Source organism: Nocardioides sp. LHD-245 (genome assembly GCF_030929495.1).
In the GTDB taxonomy this organism is placed as follows: Bacteria; Actinomycetota; Actinomycetes; order Propionibacteriales; family Nocardioidaceae; genus Nocardioides.
Genome location: NZ_JAVFWN010000003.1, coordinates 147,699 through 168,180 on the forward strand (window position 1 = coordinate 147,699; position 20,482 = coordinate 168,180).

Here is a 20,482-nt window from a genome sequence, read left to right on the forward strand (position 1 = left end):
GGCGGCGGGTGTGAGCGATCCCGCGACCCCCGTGCTTGCCCGCAGCTAGCACCCCCCGTATGATGAAGTTACTGGCGAGTAGCAGCCAATGAGAACCCTCTCCGAACCCTGGAAATGGTGGGAACTGTGAGCCACTACAAGAGCAACCTGCGCGACATCGAGTTCAACCTCTTCGAGCTCTTCAACGTGCAGGACTACCTCGGCACCGGCCTCTACGAGGAGATGGACGCCGACACCGCGCGCGAGATCCTCGCCGAGGTCGAGCGGATCGCCCGCGAGGACCTCGCGGCCTCCTTCGTCGACTCCGACCGCAACCCGCCGGTCTTCGACCCGGCGACCAACACCGCGCCGGTCCCGGCGTCCTTCAAGAAGTCCTACGACACCTGGATGGAGTCCGGCTTCTGGGGCCTGGGCCTGCCCGAGGAGATCGGCGGCACCACCGCGCCGCCGTCGCTGGTCTGGGGCAGCGCCGAGATGGTGCTGGGCGCGCACGCGCCGATCTGGATGTACTGCACCGGCCCGTCGATGGGCTCGGTCGTCTTCAAGAACGCCAACGGCGTCGCCCGCGACATCCGGATCGCCGAGATCATGGTCGAGCGCCTGTGGGGCGCCACCATGGTGCTGACCGAGCCCGACGCGGGCTCCGACGTCGGCGCCGGCAAGACCTATGCCACGCCCAACGAGGACGGCTCCTGGAACATCACCGGCGTCAAGCGCTTCATCACCAGCGCCGAGTCGGACCTGCAGGAGAACATCATGCACCTCGTCCTCGCCCGCCCGAAGGGCGTCGAGGGCATCGGCGGCCCGGGCACGAAGGGCCTGAGCCTCTTCCTCGTGCCGAAGTACCACTTCGACCACCAGACCGGTGAGCTGACCGGCGAGCGCAACGGCGTCTACGTCACCAACGTCGAGCACAAGATGGGCATCAAGGTGTCCAACACCTGCGAGCTCACCTTCGGCGACCCGCAGGTCGGCGGCGGCGAGGCCGCCCAGGGGTGGCTGCTCGGTGAGGTCCACGACGGCATCCGCCAGATGTTCGACGTCATCGAGAACGCCCGGATGATGGTCGGCACCAAGGCCATCGCGACCCTGTCCACCGGCTACCTCAACGCGCTCGACTACGCCAAGGAGCGGGTCCAGGGCTCCGACCTCACCCAGGCCTCCGACAAGGCGGCGCCGCGGGTCACGATCACGCACCACCCCGACGTACGCCGCTCGCTGATGACCCAGAAGTCCTTCGCCGAGGCGATGCGCTCGCTGGTCCTCTACACCGCGACCTGGCAGGACACGGTCTACCGCGCCAAGGCCGCCGGTGAGCGCGACGAGCTGGCCGAGGCCGTCAACGACCTGCTGCTCCCGATCGTCAAGGGCTACGGCTCGGAGCGCTCCTGGGTGCTGCTCGGCACCGAGTCGCTGCAGACCTTCGGCGGCTCGGGCTTCCTGCAGGAGTACCCGATCGAGCAGTACGTCCGCGACGCCAAGATCGACACCCTCTACGAGGGCACCACCGCGATCCAGGGCCAGGACTTCTTCTTCCGCAAGATCGTCAAGGACCAGGGCAAGGCGCTGGGCCACCTCGCCGGCGAGATCAAGGCGTTCCTGGAGTCGGAGGCCGGCAACGGCCGGCTCAAGAACGAGCGCGAGCTCCTCGCGACCGCCCTCGCCGACGCCGAGGCGATCGTCGGCCTGATGATCAACGACCTCATGTCCGCCCAGGACGAGATCCGCAACATCTACAAGGTCGGCCTCAACACCACCCGCGTCCTCATGGCGCTCGGGGACGTGGTCTGCGCCTGGCTGCTGCTCCGCGGCGCCGAGGTGGCGCTGGAGAAGCTCGGCGGCGACGCGGGTGCCGACAAGTCCTTCTACGAGGGCAAGGTCGCCGCGGCGCAGTGGTTCGCGCAGCTCAACCTGCCGCGCATCTCGGCCGAGCTCACGATCGCCCAGGCCACCGGCCTGGACGTGATGGACCTCGACGAGGCCGCGTTCTGATCGCACCCTGACGCCGACGGCCTCGGCGCCTACGACGGCCGCCCCGGGCAACCGGGGCGGCCGTCGTCGTACGCCGGGGCGCGATCCGCCCGGCCCGGTGCTCAGGAGCGCAGGTAGGCGAGGACGGCGAGCACCCGGCGGTGCCCGCTGTCGGACGCCACGAGCCCGAGCTTGGCGAAGATGTTGCCGATGTGCTTGCTGACCGCCGTCTCGGTCACGACCAGCCGGGCGGCGATCGTGCCGTTGTCGAGGCCCTCCGCCATCAGGCCGAGCACCTCCCGTTCCCGGGGCGTGAGCGAGCGCACCGGATCGTCGGCGCGCCGGCGGCTCAGCAGCTGGGAGATCACCTCGGGATCCATCACCGTGCCCCCGGCGGCGACCCGGCGCAGGGCGTCGACGAAGGCGGCCACCTTGCCGACGCGCTCCTTGAGCAGGTAGCCGAGGCCGTCGGCACCGCGCGCGAGCAGCTCGCCGGCGTACCGGTCCTCGACATAGGCCGACAGCACGAGCACCGGGAAGCCGGGACGCCGGGCCCGGGCCTCGGCGGCGGCCTTCAGGCCCTCGCTGGTGAAGGTCGGCGGCATCCGCACGTCGAGCACGGCGGCGTCGGCCTCGTCGAGCCGGGCGAGGAAGTCGTCGGCGTTGTCCACGGCGGCGACCACGTCGAAACCCTCGCTGCGCAGCAGCAGTGCGAGCCCCTCGCGCAACAGGGTGTCGTCCTCGGCGATCAGGATCCGCATGTCAGCTCCGCCCTCACGGTCGTCGGCCCACCCTCGGGGCTCGTCATGGTCAGCCGGCCCTCGAAGGCCTCGACCCGGCGCCGCATGCCGGCCAGGCCGCCGCCGGGACGCTCGACGGCCCCCCCGGTGCCGTCGTCGGTGATCTCGACGTGCAGCAGGTCGCGGTCGGCGGCGACCCGGACCCGCGCGGTGTCGGCCGCGCTGTACTTGTTCACGTTGTTGAGCGCCTCCGCGACGATGAAGTAGGTGGCCGACTCGACGGCCGCGGGGACGCGGCCGACGTCACCGAGCTCGAGGGTGCACGGTACGACGCTGCGGCCGGCGAGCGACGCGAGCGCGCCTTCGAGACCGAGCTCGTCGAGGATCGGGGGGTAGATGTCGTGCACGGTCCGGCGCAGGCCGGCGAGCGCATCGCTCGCGGCCTCCTGCGCCCGCCGCAGGTGGGGAAGACCGTCCTCGCCGTTCTCGAAGGCACGCTCGGCGAGGCCCATCATCATGGTGACGCTGACCAGCCGGTTCTGGGCGCCGTCGTGCAGGTCGCGCTCGATGCGACGCAGCTCGGCGGCGTGCGCATCCAGCGCAGCGGCGCGGCTGAGCGTCAGCGAGTCGACCCGGGCCCGCAGCTCGAGACGGCGGTCCGGGGTCAGCAGGCGCGCCGATACGGCGGCGACCGCCCGGGCCGCGGCAGGGACGAGGTACCACGAGACGACGGCGTACCCGACCGCCACCAACGGCATCGTCGCGGCCAGGCCCCACGAGGTCACCGGGTACGGCGCGACGACCGGCTCGTCGGCCGGCACCAGGAACCAGTAGAACGGCACCAGCAGCGAGTTGAGGATCCCGAGCGGGATCGCGAGGCAGACCAGGCCCACGGTGAACGTGGGCAGCGCGTGGATCGTCAGCCACCCGACCTCGCGTGCCGTCTGCCGCGAGAACGCGAAGTGCAGCCGGGCGTCGATCGTGCGGTCGGCGGGCTGCTGGACGCGTGGCGCGGCGATCGGCGTACCGCGGAACGCACCGATGCGGACCCGGGCGCGATCGCTCCACCGCCGCAGCAGCCGGGCCGCCTCCGGGAGCACGAGGACGCCCCCGGTCAGCAGCATGAACGGAGTGAGCAGCAGGAGGGCCATGAAGAGCACCAGCGACCCGGCGGACGCACCGACCTCGACGGCGAGGAAGCGCCAGCTGCGCGTCCACGAGCGCAGCCGGTCCGACGTCATGACCCCAGTCTGCCGGGCCCCGCGCCGGAGCACGGTAGAGCCAGCTCCACCATCGGAACGGCACTCAGCCGGATTCTTCGGAGCGCCGCGAATTCCTAGCGTGGAGGCATGATCCGACGAACCCGTGCGGCACAGGTCGCCGCCCCGTCCCTCCCCTCCGCCGGCGAGGCGCTCCGCCTCGACGGCGTCGTCAAGAAGTACGGCACCGGGGCCTCCGCGACCGTCGCGCTGCGCGGCGTCGACCTGGTGCTCGCACCCGGGTCGTTCACAGCGATCATGGGACCCTCGGGCTCGGGCAAGAGCACCCTGCTGCACGCGGCGGCCGGCCTCGACAGTCCGACCAGCGGAAGCGTCCGGCTGGGCGGGACGGAGATCTCCGGCCTGCGCGCCGCGCAGCGCACCCGCTTCCGGCGGGACCACGTCGGGTTCGTCTTCCAGGCCTACAACCTGCTGCCTGCCCTGACCGTCGAGCAGAACGTGGCACTCCCGCTGATGCTGGGCGAGCGCGCGGTCGAGCCGGCCTGGCTCGACTTCCTGATCTCGTCGGTCGGGCTCGTCGAGCAGCGTCGCCGCCTCCCCAGCGCCCTGTCCGGCGGTCAGCAGCAGCGCGTCGCCATCGCCCGCGCCCTGGTCACCCGCCCCCATGTCGTGTTCGCCGACGAGCCGACCGGCGCCCTCGACTCGCGCGCCGGCCAGCAGGTACTCGATCTCCTCGCGCACACGACGCGGGAGCTCGACCAGACGGTGGTGATGGTGACCCACGACCCCGTGGTCGCGGCGCACGCGGACCGGGTCATCTTCCTGGCCGACGGCGCGTTCGCCGGCCACCTCGACGGAGCGTCGGCGGCGCAGATCACCCAGTACCTGACCGGTCTGGGGGACTGGTGATGAGCGCTGGTCGCCCCGGCCTGGGCCCGTTGGTCCGCGCCGACCTCCGCCGCAACCGGAGCAGCTTCGCGGGCGTCGCGCTCGCCATCCTCGTCGCGACCATGGTGGTCACCGGCTTGGGCGTGCTCGTCGAGTCCGGGATCCGCGGCGGACTCGCCCCGCAGCGGTACGCCGGCGCCCCGCTCGTGGTCACGGGCAAGCAGAGCGTGCCCGTCCCGGAGGATCTCGCCATCGGCCTCGCCGAGCGGGCGCCGGCGCCGGACGCCTCGCTGATCGCCGCCGTGCCCGGCGTGACCCGCGTCGTCGCGGACCTCACCGTGCCGCTCCTCGAGACACGGGAGGGCGCACCGATCGGGCCCGTGGAGGCCCATCCCTGGGGCGCGACCCGGCTGACGCCGTACTCACTGACCGAGGGCCGCGAGCCCGCGGCCGCGGACGAGGTCGCCATGGTCGCGGGAAGCGCGGCCGTGGGCGATCACGTCACCCTGGCGCACGGCGGCGTCCGTGCGTCGTACCAGGTGGTCGGACTGGTGTCGCCGGCGACGACGGTGGATCGCGCGCGCCACGCCTTCCTCACCTCAGCCCGGATCGCCGAGCTGGACCCGCACGACGGCGCCGCGCAGGCGCTGGGTGTCTTCACCGAGGGCGACCCCGACCGGCTCGCGGACCGGATCCGCGAGCGGCACCCCGACCTCACCGTGGCCACCGGATCCGCACGAGGCGACGCGGAGTTCCTCGACTCCGGGTCCTCGCGGGCGACGCTCGTCGCCATCGGCAGCGCCTTCGCCGGCACCAGCCTTCTCGTCGCGCTGTTCATCGTGGCCGGCACCTTGTCGTTGTCCGTGCAGTCGCGCCGCCGGGAGTTCGCGCTGCTGCGTGCGGTCGGCGCCCTGCCCAGGCAGGTCCACGCCCTCGTGGCGCGGGAGGTGCTCGTGATCGCGGGGGTCGCCGCCCTCCTCGGCGTCGGCCCCGGCTACCTCCTCGCCGGGGTCCTGCAGCGCGCGTTCGTCTCTGGAGAGGTGATCCCCGGCGACTTCGCCCTCGCGTACGGACCCCTTCCCGCCGTCGGTGCCGTGCTCGTGGTCCTGCTGACGGCCTGGGCCGCGGCTCGGCTCGCCGCCCGCCGGCCGGCGAACCTGGATCCGGTCGCCGCGCTCCGCGAAGGTGCGACCGGGCCGACGGCGATGGGCACCGTGCGGATCGTCATCGGCGTCGTGATCGTCGCGGCCGGGCTCGTCCTGTCCCTGATCCCGATCTGGGTCCGCGGCGAGGCGGCGGCCGGCGCCTCGGCCAGCGCCGCGCTCGTGCTCATCATCGGCGCGGCGGTGCTCGGTCCCTGGCTCGTCGCGGTCGCCGTCCGGGCGGCGCAGGCGGCACTCGGCCGGACCTCGCCGGCAGCCTTCCTCGCCACGGCGAACGGCCGGGCCAACAGCCGTCGGCTCGCCGGTGCGGTGACCCCCATCGCGCTCGGCATCGCCCTCGGTCTGGTTCAGCTCGGCGCGCCGGCGATCGTCGCCGACGAGGCCGCGGTCCAGGCGACCGAAGGCGTCACCGCCGACCTGCGTGTCGTCGTACCGGCGGGCCTCTCGGCGCCGGCCCTCGACGCGGTCGCCGACCTGCCGTCCGTCACCGCGGTCTCCCCGGTGACGATCAGCCAGGCGATCCTCGACCACCGGACGTTCGACGGCACCCTCGAGCGCAGCGACCAGGTGCTCCAAGGCGTCGACCCGGCCACGTCGGACGACGTCCTCGACCTGCGGGTGCGGGAGGGGGCGCTCGACGCGCTGGCCGGCGCCGGCCAGGTCGCCCTCAGCACGGACGCCGCCCGCAGCCTCGGCGTCGGGGTGGGCGACGAGGTCACCGGCAGGTTCGGCGACGGCGCCCCGCTGCGGGCCGGCGTCGTGGCGATCTACGAACGGGGACTCGGCTTCGGCGGCGTCACGATGGACGAGGCCACGGTGCGCTCCCACACCACCGCCGGCCTCGCTTCCTTCGCCCTCGTCGCGAGTGACGACCCGAGCGCCGCCCGCGCCGCCGTCGGCGACCTCGGCCTGCCCGTGGCCGACGGATCGGGAGAGGCGGCCGGCGCCGATGCGCAGGCCCAGCAGGGCTGGGTGAACCTGATCGCCCTCTTCGTGATCCTCGGCTACATCGCGATCGCCGTCGTCAACACCTTGGCCATGGCGACCGGAGAGCGCTCCCGTGAGTTCGCGCTCATGCAGCTCGTGGGTGCCACCCGCGGCCAGGTCCGCGCCATGATGCGCCTCGAGTCGGTCCTCGTCGCGTCGATCGCCGCCCTCCTCGGCATCGGTCTCGCCCTGCCGCCGCTGGTCGGGATCAGCATCGGCATCTCGGGAGAGCCCCTGCCGAGCCTTGACCTGCTGGGCAGCGCGACGGTCGTCGCCGGCATGGCCGCGCTCGCACTGATCTCGCTCGGGGTCGCCACCCGGGCCGCCCTGCGCACCCGTCCCACCAGCGAGATCGGCTCCCGGCAGTAGCAGGCCGCGTGGCGGCCTCGCCGCGTCGTCGTACGCCGGGGGCCCGGTGTGGCCTATGGTCTGCGGGTGTCTCGACCCGCTCCCCGTCTCGCCTCCGTCCTCGCCGTCCTCGCCGCGCTGGTGCTGACCCTGTGCGGGACGCCGGCCCGGGCCGACGACCGGCGCGAGGGCTACCCGGAGCCGTTCTTCAACGGCAACGTGGGGGACCCCAGCGTCGCCATGGTCGGCAAGCGGATGGTCGTCGTGGCGACCGGACCGCAGATCAACCGCGCGTACAAGGACCCCGGCCGGACCTGGCGCTACGAGCAGCCGGTGCTGACCCGGCGCCCGGCATGGGCGGCGGAGCAGGGCGGCATCTGGGCCGCCGACATCGCGAAGGTCGGCAAGAAGTGGGTCCTCTACTTCGCGGTGCCGGTCGCCGGGCTCGGCGAGTTCGGGCGCTGCATCGGCGTCGCCGTGGCCAAGAAGGCACTCGACCCGTTCAAGCCGGTCGGCAAGCGGCCGCTGGTGTGCCCGTCGCGGGCGCTGGTGCCGACCGCGCACGACCCCGTCGCCACGCCGGACCTGCCCAGCCGGGGCGTCATCGACCCGTCGCTCTACACCGAGGGCAAGCAGCACTACCTGCTCTACAAGACCGACGGCCGTCCCTCGTCGATCCGGCTGCTCCCGCTGAGCAGGAGCGGGCGCAAGGTGCGCACCGGCCAGAACCCGGCCGACCCGAGCGTCGAACTGGTGCGCACCGAGGGCGTCATCGAGAACCCGGCGCTGCTGCGCAACGCCGCTGGCTACTACCTCTTCGCCTCCGAGGGCGACTTCGCCCGCTGCTCCTATCAGCAGACCTGGCGCCACTCCCTGTCGCTGACCGACTGGACCGCGGCGGTCCCGGGCGTCCTGCTCGACAGCACCATCACCCAAGGTCTCTGCGGCCCGGCCGGCGGCGACGTGCTCAAGCACAAGGGACGCACCACGCTCTACTTCCACGGCTGGGTGCGGCTGCACTCCTCGAAGCCGAAGGGCGCGGGCTACTGGGCCTGGAACGGCGGGGAGAAGTACGGCCGCCGGGCGATGTACGCCGCGCGGCTCACCTTCCCGGCCGGCGTACCGACCGTGAAGAAGTACCTCACCCGCAAGGGCGTCCCGGCGCGCGTTCCCACGCCCTATTGAGTCGGCGCGAGCGCGTCGCTCGTTCCTCGCGCCGCGCTGCCGCGCTCGCGGTTGGCCCGCGTACGGCCACCGTCCGCCTGGCGGCAACACGGCGGCGCGGCGGGAAGGCCGTGCTCCTCGGCTCCGGTCGCTCGTTCCTCGCTCCCTGCGCCTCCTCGACCGGCGTTCCCGCCGCTGGCCGCTGCCCGGGTCGGTAGGGTCGGAGGTATGAGCGACCGCGACCTCCTGGCCGGCTACGTCGAGAACTGGTGGAGCGCGGTCGGTGACTTCGTCGCCCTGCTGGAGGAGCTCGGCCCCGACGACTGGAGCACGCCGACGGACCTCGCCGGATGGGACGTCAAGGCGGTCGCCTCGCACACCGCCCACCTGGAGTCGATCCTGGCCGGCGGGCCCGAGGAGACCGCCGACATCGGTGCCCCGTCGCACGTCACGGGGCCGATGGGACAGTTCACCGAGATCGGGGTGGTCACCCGTCGCGACCGCGCGCCGGCGGCCATCGTCGACGAGATCCGTACGGCGACGACAGCGCGTCGCGCGGCCCTCGACGCCGCGCCGCCGACGGACGCCACCGCCCCCGCCGACGGCATCTTCGGCCTGATCGGCTGGAACACCCGCACTCTGCTGCGCAATCGTCCGCTCGACGTGTGGATGCACGAGCAGGACATCCGGCGCGCGGTCGGCCGCCCCGGTGGCCTCGACACCCCGGGCGCCCAGCACACGGCCGACTACCTCGTCGAGGCCTTCGGCTTCGTCGTCGGCAAGCGGGCCGCCCCGCCGGCCGGTACGACGGCGGTGCTCGCCGTCGAGGGCAGCACGCCGATCGCGGTGCGGGTCGGCGACGACGGCCGCGCGCAGCGCCTGGACGTCGTACCCGACGCGCCGACGGTGTCGCTCGCCATGGACCGGGAGAGCTTCATCGTGCTCGCCGGCGGCCGTCGTGCGGCCGCGCCCGGTGCCGTCACCGTCTCGGGGGACCAGGAGCTCGGCGGGCGGATCGTCGCCGGGCTCGCCACCACGCCCTAAGGAACACCGATGTCTGACTGGAACGTCGCCGACCTGCCCGACCAGTCCGGCCGCACCGTCGTGGTGACCGGCCCGACCCTCGGCGGGCTCGGCCACCACACCGCGCTCGAGCTGGCCCGTCGCGGCGCCCGGGTGATCCTCGCCGGCCGCAACCCGGCCAAGGTCGAGGAGACCGTCGCCGCGATCCGGGCCGAGGTCGCCGGCGCCCAGCTCGAGGCGCTGCACCTCGACCTCGCCAGCCTCAGCTCGGTCCGCACGGCCGCCGCGGCGGTCGCGCAGGTCGGCCCGATCGACGTCCTGGTCAACAACGCCGGCGTGATGGGCACGAAGTACTCCCGCACGGCCGACGGACTCGAGCTGCAGATGGCGACCAACCACTTCGGACCCTTCCTGCTGACCGGGCTGCTGCTGCCGCAGCTCGTGCAGAGCGCCGACGGCCGCGTGGTCACCGTGTCCTCGCTGTTCCACACCTTCGCCGGCAAGGCCCCGCTCGGCGACCCGCGCGAGCAGACCGGCCGCTACCACACCTGGCGGGTCTACGGGCAGACGAAGCTCGCCAACCTCTACCTCACCGCCGAGCTCGACCGCCGCCTGCGCGCGGCCGACCTCCCGGTCCGCGCGCTGGCCGCCCACCCCGGCTTCGCGGGGACCCACCTCGCCGCCAACGGCCAGTACGGCCGCTCGTCCGGCGGCATCGCCACGATCCTCGACGCCGGCGTGAAAGCGGTCTCCCAGTCCGCCGAGGCCGGCGCCTGGCCGTCGCTGATGGCCGCGACCGCCGACCTGCCCGGGAACTCCTTCGTGGGCCCGGGCGGGTTCCGCCAGCTCTCCGGCCGGCCCCGCACGGTCGGCCGCAGCAAGCTGGCGCGCAACGCCGAGAACGCGCGCCGGCTGTGGGAGATCAGCGAGGAAACCGCGGACCTGCGGTATCCGTGACCCGGCGCTCCGGGCGCTCGTACGTCGGCACGTCCGCGAACACCTCGCCGAACGCCGACTTGCTCACCTTCCCGGTGGGTGTCTTCGGCAGGGCGTCGACGAACGCGACATAGCGTGGCACCTGGAAGCGGGCCATCGTCGCCTCACTGTGCTTCCAGATGGAGGCGGCGTCGACGCCGCTGCCGGGACGGGACACCACGAAGACCTTGACCTCCTCCTCGGTGAGCTCGCTGGGCACGCCCACCGCTGCGCACTCGAGGACGTCGGGATGCGCCTCGATGCCCTCCTCCACCTCCAATGCGCTGATGTTCTCGCCGCGCCGCCGGATCGAGTCCTTCCCGCGGCCGACGAAGAACACGTTGCCGTCGCCGTCGCGACGGGCCAGGTCGCCACTGTGGAACCACAGGCCGCGGAAGGCGCCCGCCGTCGCCTCGGGGTTCGCGAAGTAGGCGTCGAGCACGGTGCCCGCGATGCGGGGGCGGATCAGCAGCTCGCCCACCTCCCCGTCCGGTACGTCGTCGCCCCCCTCGTCGGCGAGCCGGATCTCGAACTCGGGGGTGACCCGGCCACAGGAGCCGAGCACCCTGGGCTGATCCCACGGCTGGGTGATGGGGATGTTCGCCTCGACGCTGCCGTAGAGCTCGACGACCCGCAGTCCGAAGCGCCGCTCGAACTCGGGCGCCCAGTCCGGGACCGGCACACCCCAGGCCAGCCGCACCTCGTGGTCGCGGTCGTCGGCCCGCGGGTCGGCCTTGTAGAGGATCGAGAGGGTCGCGCCCATGAAGTCGAAGACCGTGGCGCCGGTGGCGCGGACCTCGTCCCAGAACCGCGACGCGGAGAACCGCCGCGACAGCGCGGCGGTCGCGCCGACCAGCAGCGCGGGCACCGTGGTGAGGGCGGTCGCGTCGGCATGGAAGAGGGGGAACGGGCAGTACAGGACGTCATCCTCAGCCAGCCCGAAGTCGCGCACCGCGATCGCCGCCTGCGAGACGAAGTAGCGGTGGGACAGCACGCACGCCTTCGAACGGCCGGTGGTGCCCGAGGTGTAGAGCATCCCGGCAGTGTCCGTCGACCGCTGCTCGGCCGGAGGCAGGCCGGTGCCGCCCATCCACCTGGCGAGCGAGGCGACCCCGTCCGGCATCGCGGCGGTCAGCAGCGGGGCCCGGAGATCGTCGCCCAGGGCGTCGCGGAGCGCGTCGGCGAGGTCGCCGTCCGCGACGACGACGGCGGGGTCGGCGAGCGCGATCGCGTTGTGGAGCGTCTGGCCGCGCCATTCGGTGTTGACGGGGACCCAGGAGGCGCCCAGCCAGGTGGCGGCGAACCAGGTCTGCACGCAGGCGAGCGAGTTGCGCATGAAGACGTTCAGCCGGGTGCCCGGGCCGAGGCCGTGCTCGGCCAGCCCGTTCGCGAGTCGCGTGACCTGGTCGCGGAACTCGGCGAACGTCGTGTCGACGCCGTCGATGCGCAGGAAGACCCGGTCCGGCCACCGGCGGGCGGCTCGGTCCAGCAGCTCGGGGAGGGTGCGATCGACGTCGAGCTTGCCGACGAGCACGCTCATCGAGCGCCCGCCACGGTGCCGCTGGTCGTGAACCGCTCGAAGGTGGCCTCGGCCTCGGCCGACGCGAAGCAGTAGAGCGCCGCCTCGACCTCCAGGCGCAGGGTCGGCTCGAGCTGGGTCGAGCAGGCCGCCTCGACGGCGCGCTTGGTCGCCGCGAGCGAGCGCGCCGGCTGGCCGCCGAGCGTGGCGGCCAGGTCGAGGGCGGCGCGGGACGCGTCGTCGGCCACCGTGGTGACCAGGCCGATACGTGCGGCCTCCTCGGCATCGATCCAGCGGCCGGTGAAGAGCAGCTCCTTGGCCCGCATCAGTCCGACCAGCTGCGGAAGCCGGGCACTGATGCCGCCGGTGTGCGCGTGCCCGATCGGCACTTCGGGGAACCGGATGCGGGTACCCCGCTCGAGCACCACGAGGTCGGCCGCGAGCGCGATCTCGGCACCGCCGCCGACGGCGTACCCCTGAACGGCGGCGACCACCGGGGCGGGATTGCCCACCATCAGCCGGGTGACGTCCTGGAGCAGCTCGAACGCGGCCCGCAGCTCCTCGGCCGTGCCGGTCCGTGGCGCGAGGGTCTCCTTGAGGTCCTCGCCCACGCAGAACGCGCGCCCGGCGCCGCGGACGACGACCGGCCCGCCGTCCCGGACCTCGCGCAGGGCATCGGTGAGGCCGACCAGCAGGTCGACGTTGAGGGCGTTGAGCGCCTGCGGGCGGTTCAGGGTGATCACGGCGACGTCGCCGGGGGCGGACTCGACGACGACCGGGGCGGAGGTCGGGGTCGGGCTCGGGACGGGGGTGGTCATGGGTACTCCTCTGGTCGGTGGGGACGGCCCGGGTCAGGCCGCGGGCTCGGGGGAGGGGGCGGCGCCGAGGTAGATCTCGCGCACCATCGGGTCTGTCGCCAGCTCCTGGCTGGCCCCCTCCTTGACGATCTCGCCGCTGCGCATCACGTAGCCGCGAGTGGTGACCGCGAGCGCCTGGCCGGCGTTCTGCTCGACGAGCAGGAGCGCCGTACCGGACGCGTGGATCGCGGCGACGGCCTCGAACACGGTGGTCACCATGAGTGGGGAGAGGCCGAGGCTCGGCTCGTCGAGCAGGAGCAGCGACGGTCGCGACATCAGGGCGCGCGAGATCGCCACCATCTGCTGCTCGCCGCCCGAGAGCGTCCCGGCCTCCTGGTCGAGGCGTTCGCGCAGCCGGGGGAAGAGGTCGAGCTGGGCGTCGAGATCCTGCTGGACCTGCCGGTCCTTGCGGTGGAAGGCGCCGAGGCGGAGGTTCTCGCGCACGCTCATCCGCGGGAACAGGCGACGCCCCTCGGGGACGTGCGCGATCCCGCGCCGGGCGATCACGTGAGTGGGTGCCCCGGCGATGTCCGTGCCGTCGTGCCGGACCGCGCCCGACCGCGGCGTGAGCATGCCGCTCAGCGTCTTCAGGGTGGTGCTCTTGCCCGCCCCGTTGCTGCCGATCAGGGCCACCGCCTCGCCGTCCCCGATCCGCAGGCTGACGCCCTTGAGGGCGTTGACCGCGCCGTAGCCGACCTCCAGGTCCGTCGCGTCGAGCGTCATCGGGCCACCGCCGTTCCGAGATAGGCGTCGATGACGCGCTGGTCGCTGAACACCTCGGCGGGCCGGCCGGCGCAGAGCGGCCTGCCGTACTCGATCACCGAGACCGTCGAGCAGGTGTGGGTCACCAGGTCCATGTCGTGCTCCACCAGGACCACGGACAGGCCGTAGCGCTCCGGCAGGGTGCGGATCAGCTCGGCCGCCGCGCGCTTCTCCGCGCTGTTGAGCCCGGCGGCCGGCTCGTCCAGCAGCAGGATCCGTGGCGACGACGCGAGGGCGCGGGCGATCTCGACCCGGCGCTGCTCGCCGTACGAGAGGCTGCCGGCGAGGTGGTCGACCCTCGTGCCGAGGCCGAGCGCGTCCAGCACCGCGAGGGCGGTGTCGAACGCGTCCTGCTCGGCCCGGGCGACCCGGGGGCCGCCGAGGATGCCGCCGGCGATCCAGCCGCGGGTCTGCGCGTGCATGCCGACGACGACGTTCTCGAGGACGGTCATCCCGCCGAAGAGCCGGATGTTCTGGAAGGTACGGCGCAGCCCGAGCGCAGCCCGCTGGGCGGCGTTGCGGCGGGTGATGTCCGCGCCGTCGAGCAGGATCGTGCCCTCGTCGGCGCGCAGCGCGCCGCTGAGCAGGTTGAGCAGCGTCGTTTTGCCGGCGCCGTTGGGCCCGATGATGCCGACGATCCGGCGTTCCGGGACGGCGAAGTCGACACCGTCGACCGCGACCAGCCCCCCGAAGCGCTTGGCGAGCCCGCGGGCCACGAGCAGGTGCTCGGTGGTCATGACCTGCCTCCTCGGTCGGTGGGACGGCGCAGCCGCCGTCGGATCCGGTTCCCGAGCGTGCCGGGGGCGCGGATGCCGGGACTGCGGGACCCGAACAGGCCCTGCGGCCGCAGGCGCATCACGAGCACCAGGACCAGACCGAAGATGAGCAGCCGGTACTGGTCGAACTCCCGCAGCAGCTCGGGCATGAGCACCAGCATCAGGGCGCCCGCGAGGGCGCCCCAGACGCTGCCGATGCCGCCGAGCACGACCATCGCCAGCACCTTGATGGACTCCGAGAACAGGAAGCTGTCGGGGAACACCGAGCCGTACCAGGCGGCGGTCAGCACGCCCGCCCCGCCGGCCACGCTGGCGCCGAACACGAAGGCCGACATCTTGGCCCGCACGATGCTGACACCGCACGAGCTGGTCGCGGCCTCGCTCTCGCGCATCGCCCGCCAGGCGCGGCCGAGCCGCGCGTCGCGGAGGCGGAGCGCGCAGTACATCACCGCGGCGACGTACAGCGTGGCGAGGACGAAGAACTGCATCGTCGGTGTCAGGCCGAAGGCCCCGAGGAAGACGCCCTCCTTGCCGACCTCCCAGCCGCCGATCGACGGCAGGTCGATGCCGAGCACCCCCTGCGGCCCGTTGGTGATGTTGACCGGCCGGTCCAGGTTCACGAGCAGGATGAAGACGATCTCCCCGAAGCCGAGCGTCACGATCGCGAGGTAGTCGCCGTGCGTGCGCAGCGCCGGCAGCCCGACCAGGACGCCGAGCATCGCGGCGACCAGCATGCCGACCGGCAGCAGGACCCAGAAGTTGAGATGGATGTCGTGCAGGTCGCTCGCCAGCAGTGCGTAGGTGTACGCGCCGACGCCGAAGAACGCGATGAAGCCCAGGTCGAGCAGGCCGGCGAGACCGACCACGACGTTCAGCCCCATCGCCAGGGCGGCGTAGACGAGCACCAGGGTCGCGATCCGGACCGAGTAGTCGCTGGGCGCGGCGAGGATGACGAGCAGGCAGACGGCCACGAGGACACCGACCTGCTTGGCGGCGGTACGCCGTGACGCGGCGTCGGGTGAGGAGGCGCGACGGGCCGGCTCGGTCTCGACCGGCGGGGACGGGGCGAGGGTGGTCATCACACCCGCTCCAGGGTCTTGCGGCCGAGCAGGCCGGCGGGCCGGATGGCGAGCACCAGGACGAGCAGCGCGAACGCGATGAGGTCCTTGTAGGCCGCCGACATGAAGGTGGCCGCGAAGGCTTCGGTGACGCCGAGCACGAGGCCGCCGGCCATCGCGCCCCGGATGCTGCCGATACCGCCCAGCACCGCGGCGGCGAAGGCCTTGATCCCGGCGCTGAAGCCCATCGTGTAGTCGATCTGCGTGTAGTAGAGCGCCACGAGGCACCCAGCCGCACCGGCCAGCCCGGAGCCGATGAGGAAGGTCCGGGTGATCACCCCCGAGACGTTGATGCCCATCAGACCCGCGACCTCCGGGTCCTGGGCGGTGGCCCGCATCGAGCGACCGAGCGAGCTGCGCGTGACCAGTGCGCCGAGAGCGAGCATCAGCACGATGCTCACGCCGAACACCAGCCCCGCGGTGTGGCTGATCCGCACGCCGAGCACGTCCCAGCCGCCGGCCGGGACGACCTCGCCCGCGGCCACGAACTGCGGGCGGGAGTCGCCCTGGAAGCGCACCTGCAGGAGCATCACGATGTTCTGCAGGATGAGGCTGACGCCGATCGCGCTGATCAGCGGAGCGAGGCGGCTGCTCCGGCGCAGGGGCCGGTAGGCCAGTCGTTCGACGGCCACCCCGAGCGCGCCGCTGGCCACCATCGCGGCCAGCAGCATGAGCAGGAGCAGCACCGGTCCCCAGGACACCACTCCGCCGATGCCCGTCAGAGCGGTCAGGGTGAGCAGGGAGGCGAACGCGCCGACCATGAACACCTCGCCGTGCGAGAAGTTGATGAACTCGAGCACGCCGTAGACCATCGAGTAGCCGAGCGCGATCATCGCGTAGACGGAGCCGAGGGCCAGCCCGTAGACCAGCTGCTGTGGCAGTGATTCGAGGACGTCCATCAGCGGAACTCGTCCGGGTTGAGGACGGCGGCCTCGTCGAACGCGCCGTCGGCCACCGTGAAGATGTGGACCTGAGCGTTGGCGTTGTCGCCCTGGTCGTCGAACTCGATCGGGGCACCGCCCTCGACGGGTTCGTAGGTGATGGCGCCGATGGCGTCCACGACGGCGTCGCGGCTCAGGTCGTCGACGTCGGCGAGTGCCTGGAGCACCAGCCGGGCGGCGTTGTACTCCAGCAGGCCGTAGCCGGACGGCTGGCCGTAGTCGGCGCGGTAGGCGTCGAGGAACGCCTGGGCGTCGTCGGTCGGGTTGCCGGCGCTGGCGGTGAGGAGCGTGCCCTCGACCGCCGTGCCGCCCTTGAGCAGGTCGGGGTCGTAGAGCCCGTCGCCCCCGGCGAGCAGTACGTCGAGGCCGACCTCCCGCGCCTGCTGCGCAAGGAGCGCGGCATCGGCGGGATAGCCGCCGAAGTAGATCACCTGGGTCTCGTCGGGGAAGGAGCCGAGGACCGCTCGGAAGTCCTTGTCGCCTGCCTTGATGGCTGCCGACTTGATGATGTCGAGGCCGGCCTGCTCCGCCTTGGCCGTGAACTGGTCGACCAGCCCGACGCCGTAGCTGGACTGGTCGTCGATGGTGCCGATCCGGGTGAGGTCGGTCTTCGTCGCGAGGTACGTCGCGAGCGCGGGGCCCATGTAGTCGTCGCGCGCGCCGATCCGGAAGATGTTCTCTAGGCCTCGGCTGGTGACCTCGGGGTTGGAGCTCAGCGGAGAGACCTGGGCCAGGCCGCACCGCTGGTAGACGTCGGAGGCGGGGATGGTGACGCCGCTGTTGTAGTGGCCGATCACCGCCACGACCGCGTCGTCGTCGCAGAACTTCTGGGCGACGGACTGACCGGTCTGGGGCTCGCCCTGGTCGTCGCCCTCGAGCACCTTGACCTTGCGCCCGTCGATCCCGCCGGACTCGTTGATCTCGGCGACCGCGATCTTGACGGCGTTGACCGTCTCCCGGCCGGCCCGGGCGTAGGGGCCCGACAGCGGGACGCCGACGCCGATGGCGAGGTCGCCGTCCGCGACGCCGGTCGTCGTGTCGCGGCTCGCGCAGGCCGTGCCGGCGAGGGCGACGGCGGCCACCGCGAGCCCGACGCCCGCGAGTCGCCGGCGGTGGCGGTGGCGGGGGTGAGTGGTGGCCCGAGATCCCGTGCCGGTGTTCGCGACCATGCTGCGCCTCCTGAGGTGGTGCTTACTAGGTGTACTGGTAGGACCAGTGTGCTAGAGTGAAGAGCAGGAAAGTGATCCATGTCAAGCGCCCGTGGGAAATTCGCCCGGGCGACGACCTGCGAGAGGACCGCGATGAACGACCCCACCCCCGCCGCGCGCACGGCGACGCTCACCCGGGAGGTGAGCGCCGCCGACACCGCGCGCGCCTTCGGCCCCGACTTCCCCGAGGCCGCCGCCACGCCGTTCGTCCTCGGGCTCGCCGAGGTCGCCTGTCACGAGGCGATCGCCGCCGAGCTGGCCGACGGGCAGATCACCGTCGGCGTGGCCGCGACGGTGAGCCACCGGGCGCCGACGCCGGTGGGGGAGACGCTGACCGCGGTGGCGAGCGAGATCGCCCGGGAGGGCCGGCGCCTGCGGTTCCGGGTGGTTCTCAGCGACGCCCTGGGCGAGTGCGCGGTGGTCGAGCACGAGCGGGCGATCGTCGACGCGCGGCAGATCGCCGACCGACTCCGGGATCGGACGCGGCGATGACGACCGAGCGCGGCTGGCTGACATTCGACTGCTACGGCACCCTGGTCGACTGGCGCACCGGCATGGAGGACGCCCTGGCCCGGGTCGACCCGGCCCGGGTCGCCGACCTGCTCGCCGGCTACCACCGCGCGGAGCCGGGGCTGCAGCAGCGGCGTCCGCTGCTGAGCTATCGCGAGGTGCTGCGCGACGGGCTGCTGGCGTCCGCGCGGGAGCTCGGGGTCGACGTACCGGACGGGTTGGGCACGGTGCTCGCCGACACGATGCCGACCTGGCAGCCGTTCGCCGAGACGGCCGGTGTGCTGCGGGCACTGCGGGCCGCCGGCTGGCGCCTGGCCATCCTCTCGAACGTCGACAACGACGTCATCGCGCAGACGCTCGACCTGCTCGGCGCGCCGATCGACGTCGTGGTCACGGCCGAGGACGTCGGCTCCTACAAGCCCGACCTCGGCCACTTCGAGGAGTTCCGGCGTCGCGCGCTGCCGGCCGACGGCCGTTGGATCCATGTGGCCTGCAGCTGGTTCCACGACGTCCTCCCGGCGGGCCGGGCCGGAGTACCGTCGGTGTTCGTCGACCGCGAGCGCGAGGGCCGGGACCCGGCGCAGGTCGTCGGGGTCCTCCCGGATCTCACCGGGTTGCCGGATACGCTCGCCTCGCTCGACCTTCCGAACTAGCCGCGATCCCGAGGAGTCCAGGCGGTGACAAGCTCCCGCGACGAGGCCCGGCCTCAGTTCACCAGCGTCACCCCGGTGCGCGCCTACGAGAGCGTCGTGGCGCAGATCGAGGACGCGGTGTTCACCGGCCAGCTCGTGCCCGGTGATCGGCTGCCCTCCGAGCGTGACCTGATGGCGCAGTTCGGCGTCTCGCGCGGCACCGTCCGCGAGGCGCTGCGGGTCCTGGAGAGCGGCGGCCTGATCCGGTCGCGTCCCGGCGACCCGGGCGGCGCCACGGTCCAGGCGAACTCCTCGGCGCGGCTGGCGAAGGCGCTGACGACCTTCGTCAAGCTCGGTCAGATCGGCGTCGGCGAGCTGATCGAGTTCCGGATGGTGGTCGAGGGCAGCGCCGTGCGCCTGGCGGCCGAGCTGCACGACGAGGCCGCGCTGGGGGCGATGGAGGAGGCGTTCGCCCGGATGGAGGAGGCGGCCGGCGTCTCCTACGAGGCGTTCTCCGCGGCCGACGTCGCCTTCCACCTCGCTGTCGCGTCGTGCTCGAGCAATTCGCTCTTCAGCGCCTGCAGCGAGTTCGCGCGGGACACGGTGCTGGCGCTGACCACCGAGAACCTCAAAGAGTCCGGGGACCCGTCGGAGCGGATCCAGGAGACGCTGCGGCGCCACGGCGCCTACCTGCAGGCGATCCGCGACCGGGACGGCCGGACTGCCGAGGCTTTGGCCCGCCAGGACCTCGTCGACTACTACGGGCCGCACCTGAGCCCGGACGAGCGGGCCCGGATCCGGCTGCTCCTGCTGCCGGTCGGCTAGGACACGATCTCGTCCCGAGGCGCGGCGCTCCGGGCGCCGTACCGGCGGGCCATCCCCGACCAAAGTCGGACGGAACCGGTCCGTCGGAGGATGTGCGCGGTCGGCTCCCCTCCTACCGTGGAGGCATCATGAGCAACAAGCCCCCGGTGCAGGTGTGGGAGGGAGTCGTCGAGGGACGTCACCACCGCGTCGAGATGAGCGGCGGACTGATACCTCTCATCTCCTGGACCATCGACGACGAGCCCGTGGCGACCAAGAAGGTCACCGACGCCAAGGTCATGCTCGCCGAGCCGCACGAGCGTGAGGGCGCCGCGGTGCGGCTCGTCGTACGGACCACCCGGCTCTCGACCCGGCCCCGGCGGGCGACCGTGCTGGGGCCGGAGGAGCTGATCGGCGGGATCGACCTCACACCGGCGCCGGGCTCTCCGGTCGCGGTCCACCACGACAAGGTGCTCGCGCATCCGCGCCGCTACACCGCGATCACCACGTTGGGCGCCGCCGCCGGCGTCATCGTCCCGATCGTGGTCATCGCCCTGCTGGCCCGCCTCGCGACGAAGATCCCCTGGCCGGACATCCCGTGGCCCGACATCGACCTGCCGAGCATCCCCTGGCCGAGCATCGACCTGCCGAGCATCCCGTGGCCGAGCGTCGACCTGCCGGACGTCACGGTGCCGGGCTGGGTCGAGTTCGTCCTCGACAACGCCCAGTACGTCGTACCGGTGGTGGTCGCCTTCGTCGTCGCCCGCGCCGAGATCCGTCGGCGCCGAGGGCAGCAGCTGCCGGCCGAGGAGCGGGCGAGGACCGGCGACGGGAGTGACGAGGTCCGCGACGAGGTCCGCGACGAGGGGTGATCCG

General features: G+C 72.7%; 19 protein-coding genes. 10 read left to right on the forward strand and 9 right to left on the reverse strand.

Going from position 1 to position 20,482, the window contains the following annotated elements; all coding sequences use genetic code 11:
* The first annotated feature begins 126 nt into the window (after positions 1 to 126).
* On the forward strand, positions 127 to 1,992 hold the full coding sequence (locus RB608_RS05750) for an acyl-CoA dehydrogenase (RefSeq protein WP_308086852.1): 1,866 nt from the start codon (positions 127 to 129) through the stop codon (positions 1,990 to 1,992).
* Between the two features lie 101 nt (positions 1,993 to 2,093).
* On the opposite strand, the gene RB608_RS05755 is transcribed toward RB608_RS05750, so the two are convergent.
* Positions 2,094 to 2,732, reverse strand: a complete 639-nt coding sequence (locus tag RB608_RS05755) for a response regulator transcription factor (protein WP_308086853.1) — start codon at positions 2,730 to 2,732, stop codon at positions 2,094 to 2,096.
* Positions 2,720 to 3,952 carry a sensor domain-containing protein gene (locus tag RB608_RS05760; protein ID WP_308086854.1) on the reverse strand — a complete coding sequence of 411 codons (1,233 nt, stop codon included), beginning with the start codon at positions 3,950 to 3,952 and terminating at the stop codon, positions 2,720 to 2,722. Before RB608_RS05760 ends, RB608_RS05755 begins: the two co-directional genes overlap by 13 nt.
* 108 nt (positions 3,953 to 4,060) lie before the next feature.
* Between RB608_RS05760 and RB608_RS05765 the strand changes: the two genes are divergently transcribed.
* From RB608_RS05765 to RB608_RS05785, 5 genes are all read left to right on the forward strand, one after another.
* The gene (locus RB608_RS05765) at positions 4,061 to 4,840 is read left to right on the forward strand and encodes an ABC transporter ATP-binding protein (RefSeq protein WP_308086855.1); all 780 of its coding nucleotides are present in this window, start codon (positions 4,061 to 4,063) and stop codon (positions 4,838 to 4,840) included.
* Positions 4,840 to 7,338 carry an FtsX-like permease family protein gene (locus RB608_RS05770; RefSeq protein ID WP_308086856.1) on the forward strand — a complete coding sequence of 833 codons (2,499 nt, stop codon included), beginning with the start codon at positions 4,840 to 4,842 and terminating at the stop codon, positions 7,336 to 7,338. Before RB608_RS05765 ends, RB608_RS05770 begins: the two co-directional genes overlap by 1 nt.
* Positions 7,339 to 7,404: 66 nt before the next feature.
* Positions 7,405 to 8,502, forward strand: a complete 1,098-nt coding sequence (locus tag RB608_RS05775; protein WP_308086857.1) for a family 43 glycosylhydrolase — start codon at positions 7,405 to 7,407, stop codon at positions 8,500 to 8,502.
* A gap of 207 nt (positions 8,503 to 8,709) precedes the next feature.
* Positions 8,710 to 9,525 carry a maleylpyruvate isomerase family mycothiol-dependent enzyme gene (locus RB608_RS05780; protein ID WP_308086858.1) on the forward strand — a complete coding sequence of 272 codons (816 nt, stop codon included), beginning with the start codon at positions 8,710 to 8,712 and terminating at the stop codon, positions 9,523 to 9,525.
* A 9-nt stretch (positions 9,526 to 9,534) separates the two neighbouring features.
* Positions 9,535 to 10,461, forward strand: a complete 927-nt coding sequence (locus tag RB608_RS05785) for an oxidoreductase (protein WP_308086859.1) — start codon at positions 9,535 to 9,537, stop codon at positions 10,459 to 10,461.
* On the opposite strand, the gene RB608_RS05790 is transcribed toward RB608_RS05785, so the two are convergent.
* The 7 genes from RB608_RS05790 to RB608_RS05820 are packed head-to-tail and all read right to left on the reverse strand — an operon-like array spanning position 10,427 to position 17,621.
* The gene (locus RB608_RS05790) at positions 10,427 to 12,019 is read right to left on the reverse strand and encodes an AMP-binding protein (protein WP_308086860.1); all 1,593 of its coding nucleotides are present in this window, start codon (positions 12,017 to 12,019) and stop codon (positions 10,427 to 10,429) included. The two genes, RB608_RS05785 and RB608_RS05790, sit on opposite strands and share 35 nt — an antisense overlap.
* Positions 12,016 to 12,816, reverse strand: coding sequence for an enoyl-CoA hydratase/isomerase family protein (locus RB608_RS05795; protein WP_308086861.1), 801 nt, complete (start codon positions 12,814 to 12,816; stop codon positions 12,016 to 12,018). Before RB608_RS05795 ends, RB608_RS05790 begins: the two co-directional genes overlap by 4 nt.
* A 33-nt stretch (positions 12,817 to 12,849) precedes the next feature.
* Positions 12,850 to 13,578 (reverse strand): ABC transporter ATP-binding protein, encoded by a 729-nt coding sequence (locus RB608_RS05800; RefSeq protein ID WP_308086862.1) that lies wholly within the window; start codon positions 13,576 to 13,578, stop codon positions 12,850 to 12,852.
* On the reverse strand, positions 13,575 to 14,354 hold the full coding sequence (locus RB608_RS05805) for an ABC transporter ATP-binding protein (protein WP_308086863.1): 780 nt from the start codon (positions 14,352 to 14,354) through the stop codon (positions 13,575 to 13,577). The genes RB608_RS05800 and RB608_RS05805 overlap by 4 nt, the downstream gene beginning before the upstream one ends.
* Positions 14,351 to 15,472: a branched-chain amino acid ABC transporter permease gene (locus tag RB608_RS05810; RefSeq protein WP_308086864.1), complete on the reverse strand. Its 1,122-nt coding sequence runs from the start codon at positions 15,470 to 15,472 to the stop codon at positions 14,351 to 14,353. The genes RB608_RS05805 and RB608_RS05810 overlap by 4 nt, the downstream gene beginning before the upstream one ends.
* On the reverse strand, positions 15,472 to 16,410 hold the full coding sequence (locus RB608_RS05815) for a branched-chain amino acid ABC transporter permease (RefSeq protein ID WP_308086865.1): 939 nt from the start codon (positions 16,408 to 16,410) through the stop codon (positions 15,472 to 15,474). Before RB608_RS05815 ends, RB608_RS05810 begins: the two co-directional genes overlap by 1 nt.
* Positions 16,410 to 17,621 carry a branched-chain amino acid ABC transporter substrate-binding protein gene (locus RB608_RS05820; protein ID WP_308086866.1) on the reverse strand — a complete coding sequence of 404 codons (1,212 nt, stop codon included), beginning with the start codon at positions 17,619 to 17,621 and terminating at the stop codon, positions 16,410 to 16,412. Before RB608_RS05820 ends, RB608_RS05815 begins: the two co-directional genes overlap by 1 nt.
* 132 nt (positions 17,622 to 17,753) lie before the next feature.
* Here RB608_RS05820 and RB608_RS05825 point away from each other — a divergent pair, with 132 nt between their 5' ends.
* From RB608_RS05825 to RB608_RS05840, 4 genes are all read left to right on the forward strand, one after another.
* Positions 17,754 to 18,152, forward strand: a complete 399-nt coding sequence (locus RB608_RS05825) for a hotdog domain-containing protein (RefSeq protein WP_308086867.1) — start codon at positions 17,754 to 17,756, stop codon at positions 18,150 to 18,152.
* A complete protein-coding gene (locus tag RB608_RS05830) occupies positions 18,149 to 18,823 on the forward strand; it encodes an HAD family hydrolase (RefSeq protein ID WP_308086868.1) in 675 nt (224 codons plus the stop codon). The genes RB608_RS05825 and RB608_RS05830 overlap by 4 nt, the downstream gene beginning before the upstream one ends.
* 24 nt (positions 18,824 to 18,847) lie before the next feature.
* A complete protein-coding gene (locus tag RB608_RS05835) occupies positions 18,848 to 19,627 on the forward strand; it encodes a FadR/GntR family transcriptional regulator (RefSeq protein WP_308086869.1) in 780 nt (259 codons plus the stop codon).
* Positions 19,628 to 19,755: 128 nt separating this feature from the next.
* Positions 19,756 to 20,478 (forward strand): hypothetical protein, encoded by a 723-nt coding sequence (locus RB608_RS05840; RefSeq protein ID WP_308086870.1) that lies wholly within the window; start codon positions 19,756 to 19,758, stop codon positions 20,476 to 20,478.
* The last annotated feature ends 4 nt before the right edge of the window (positions 20,479 to 20,482 follow it).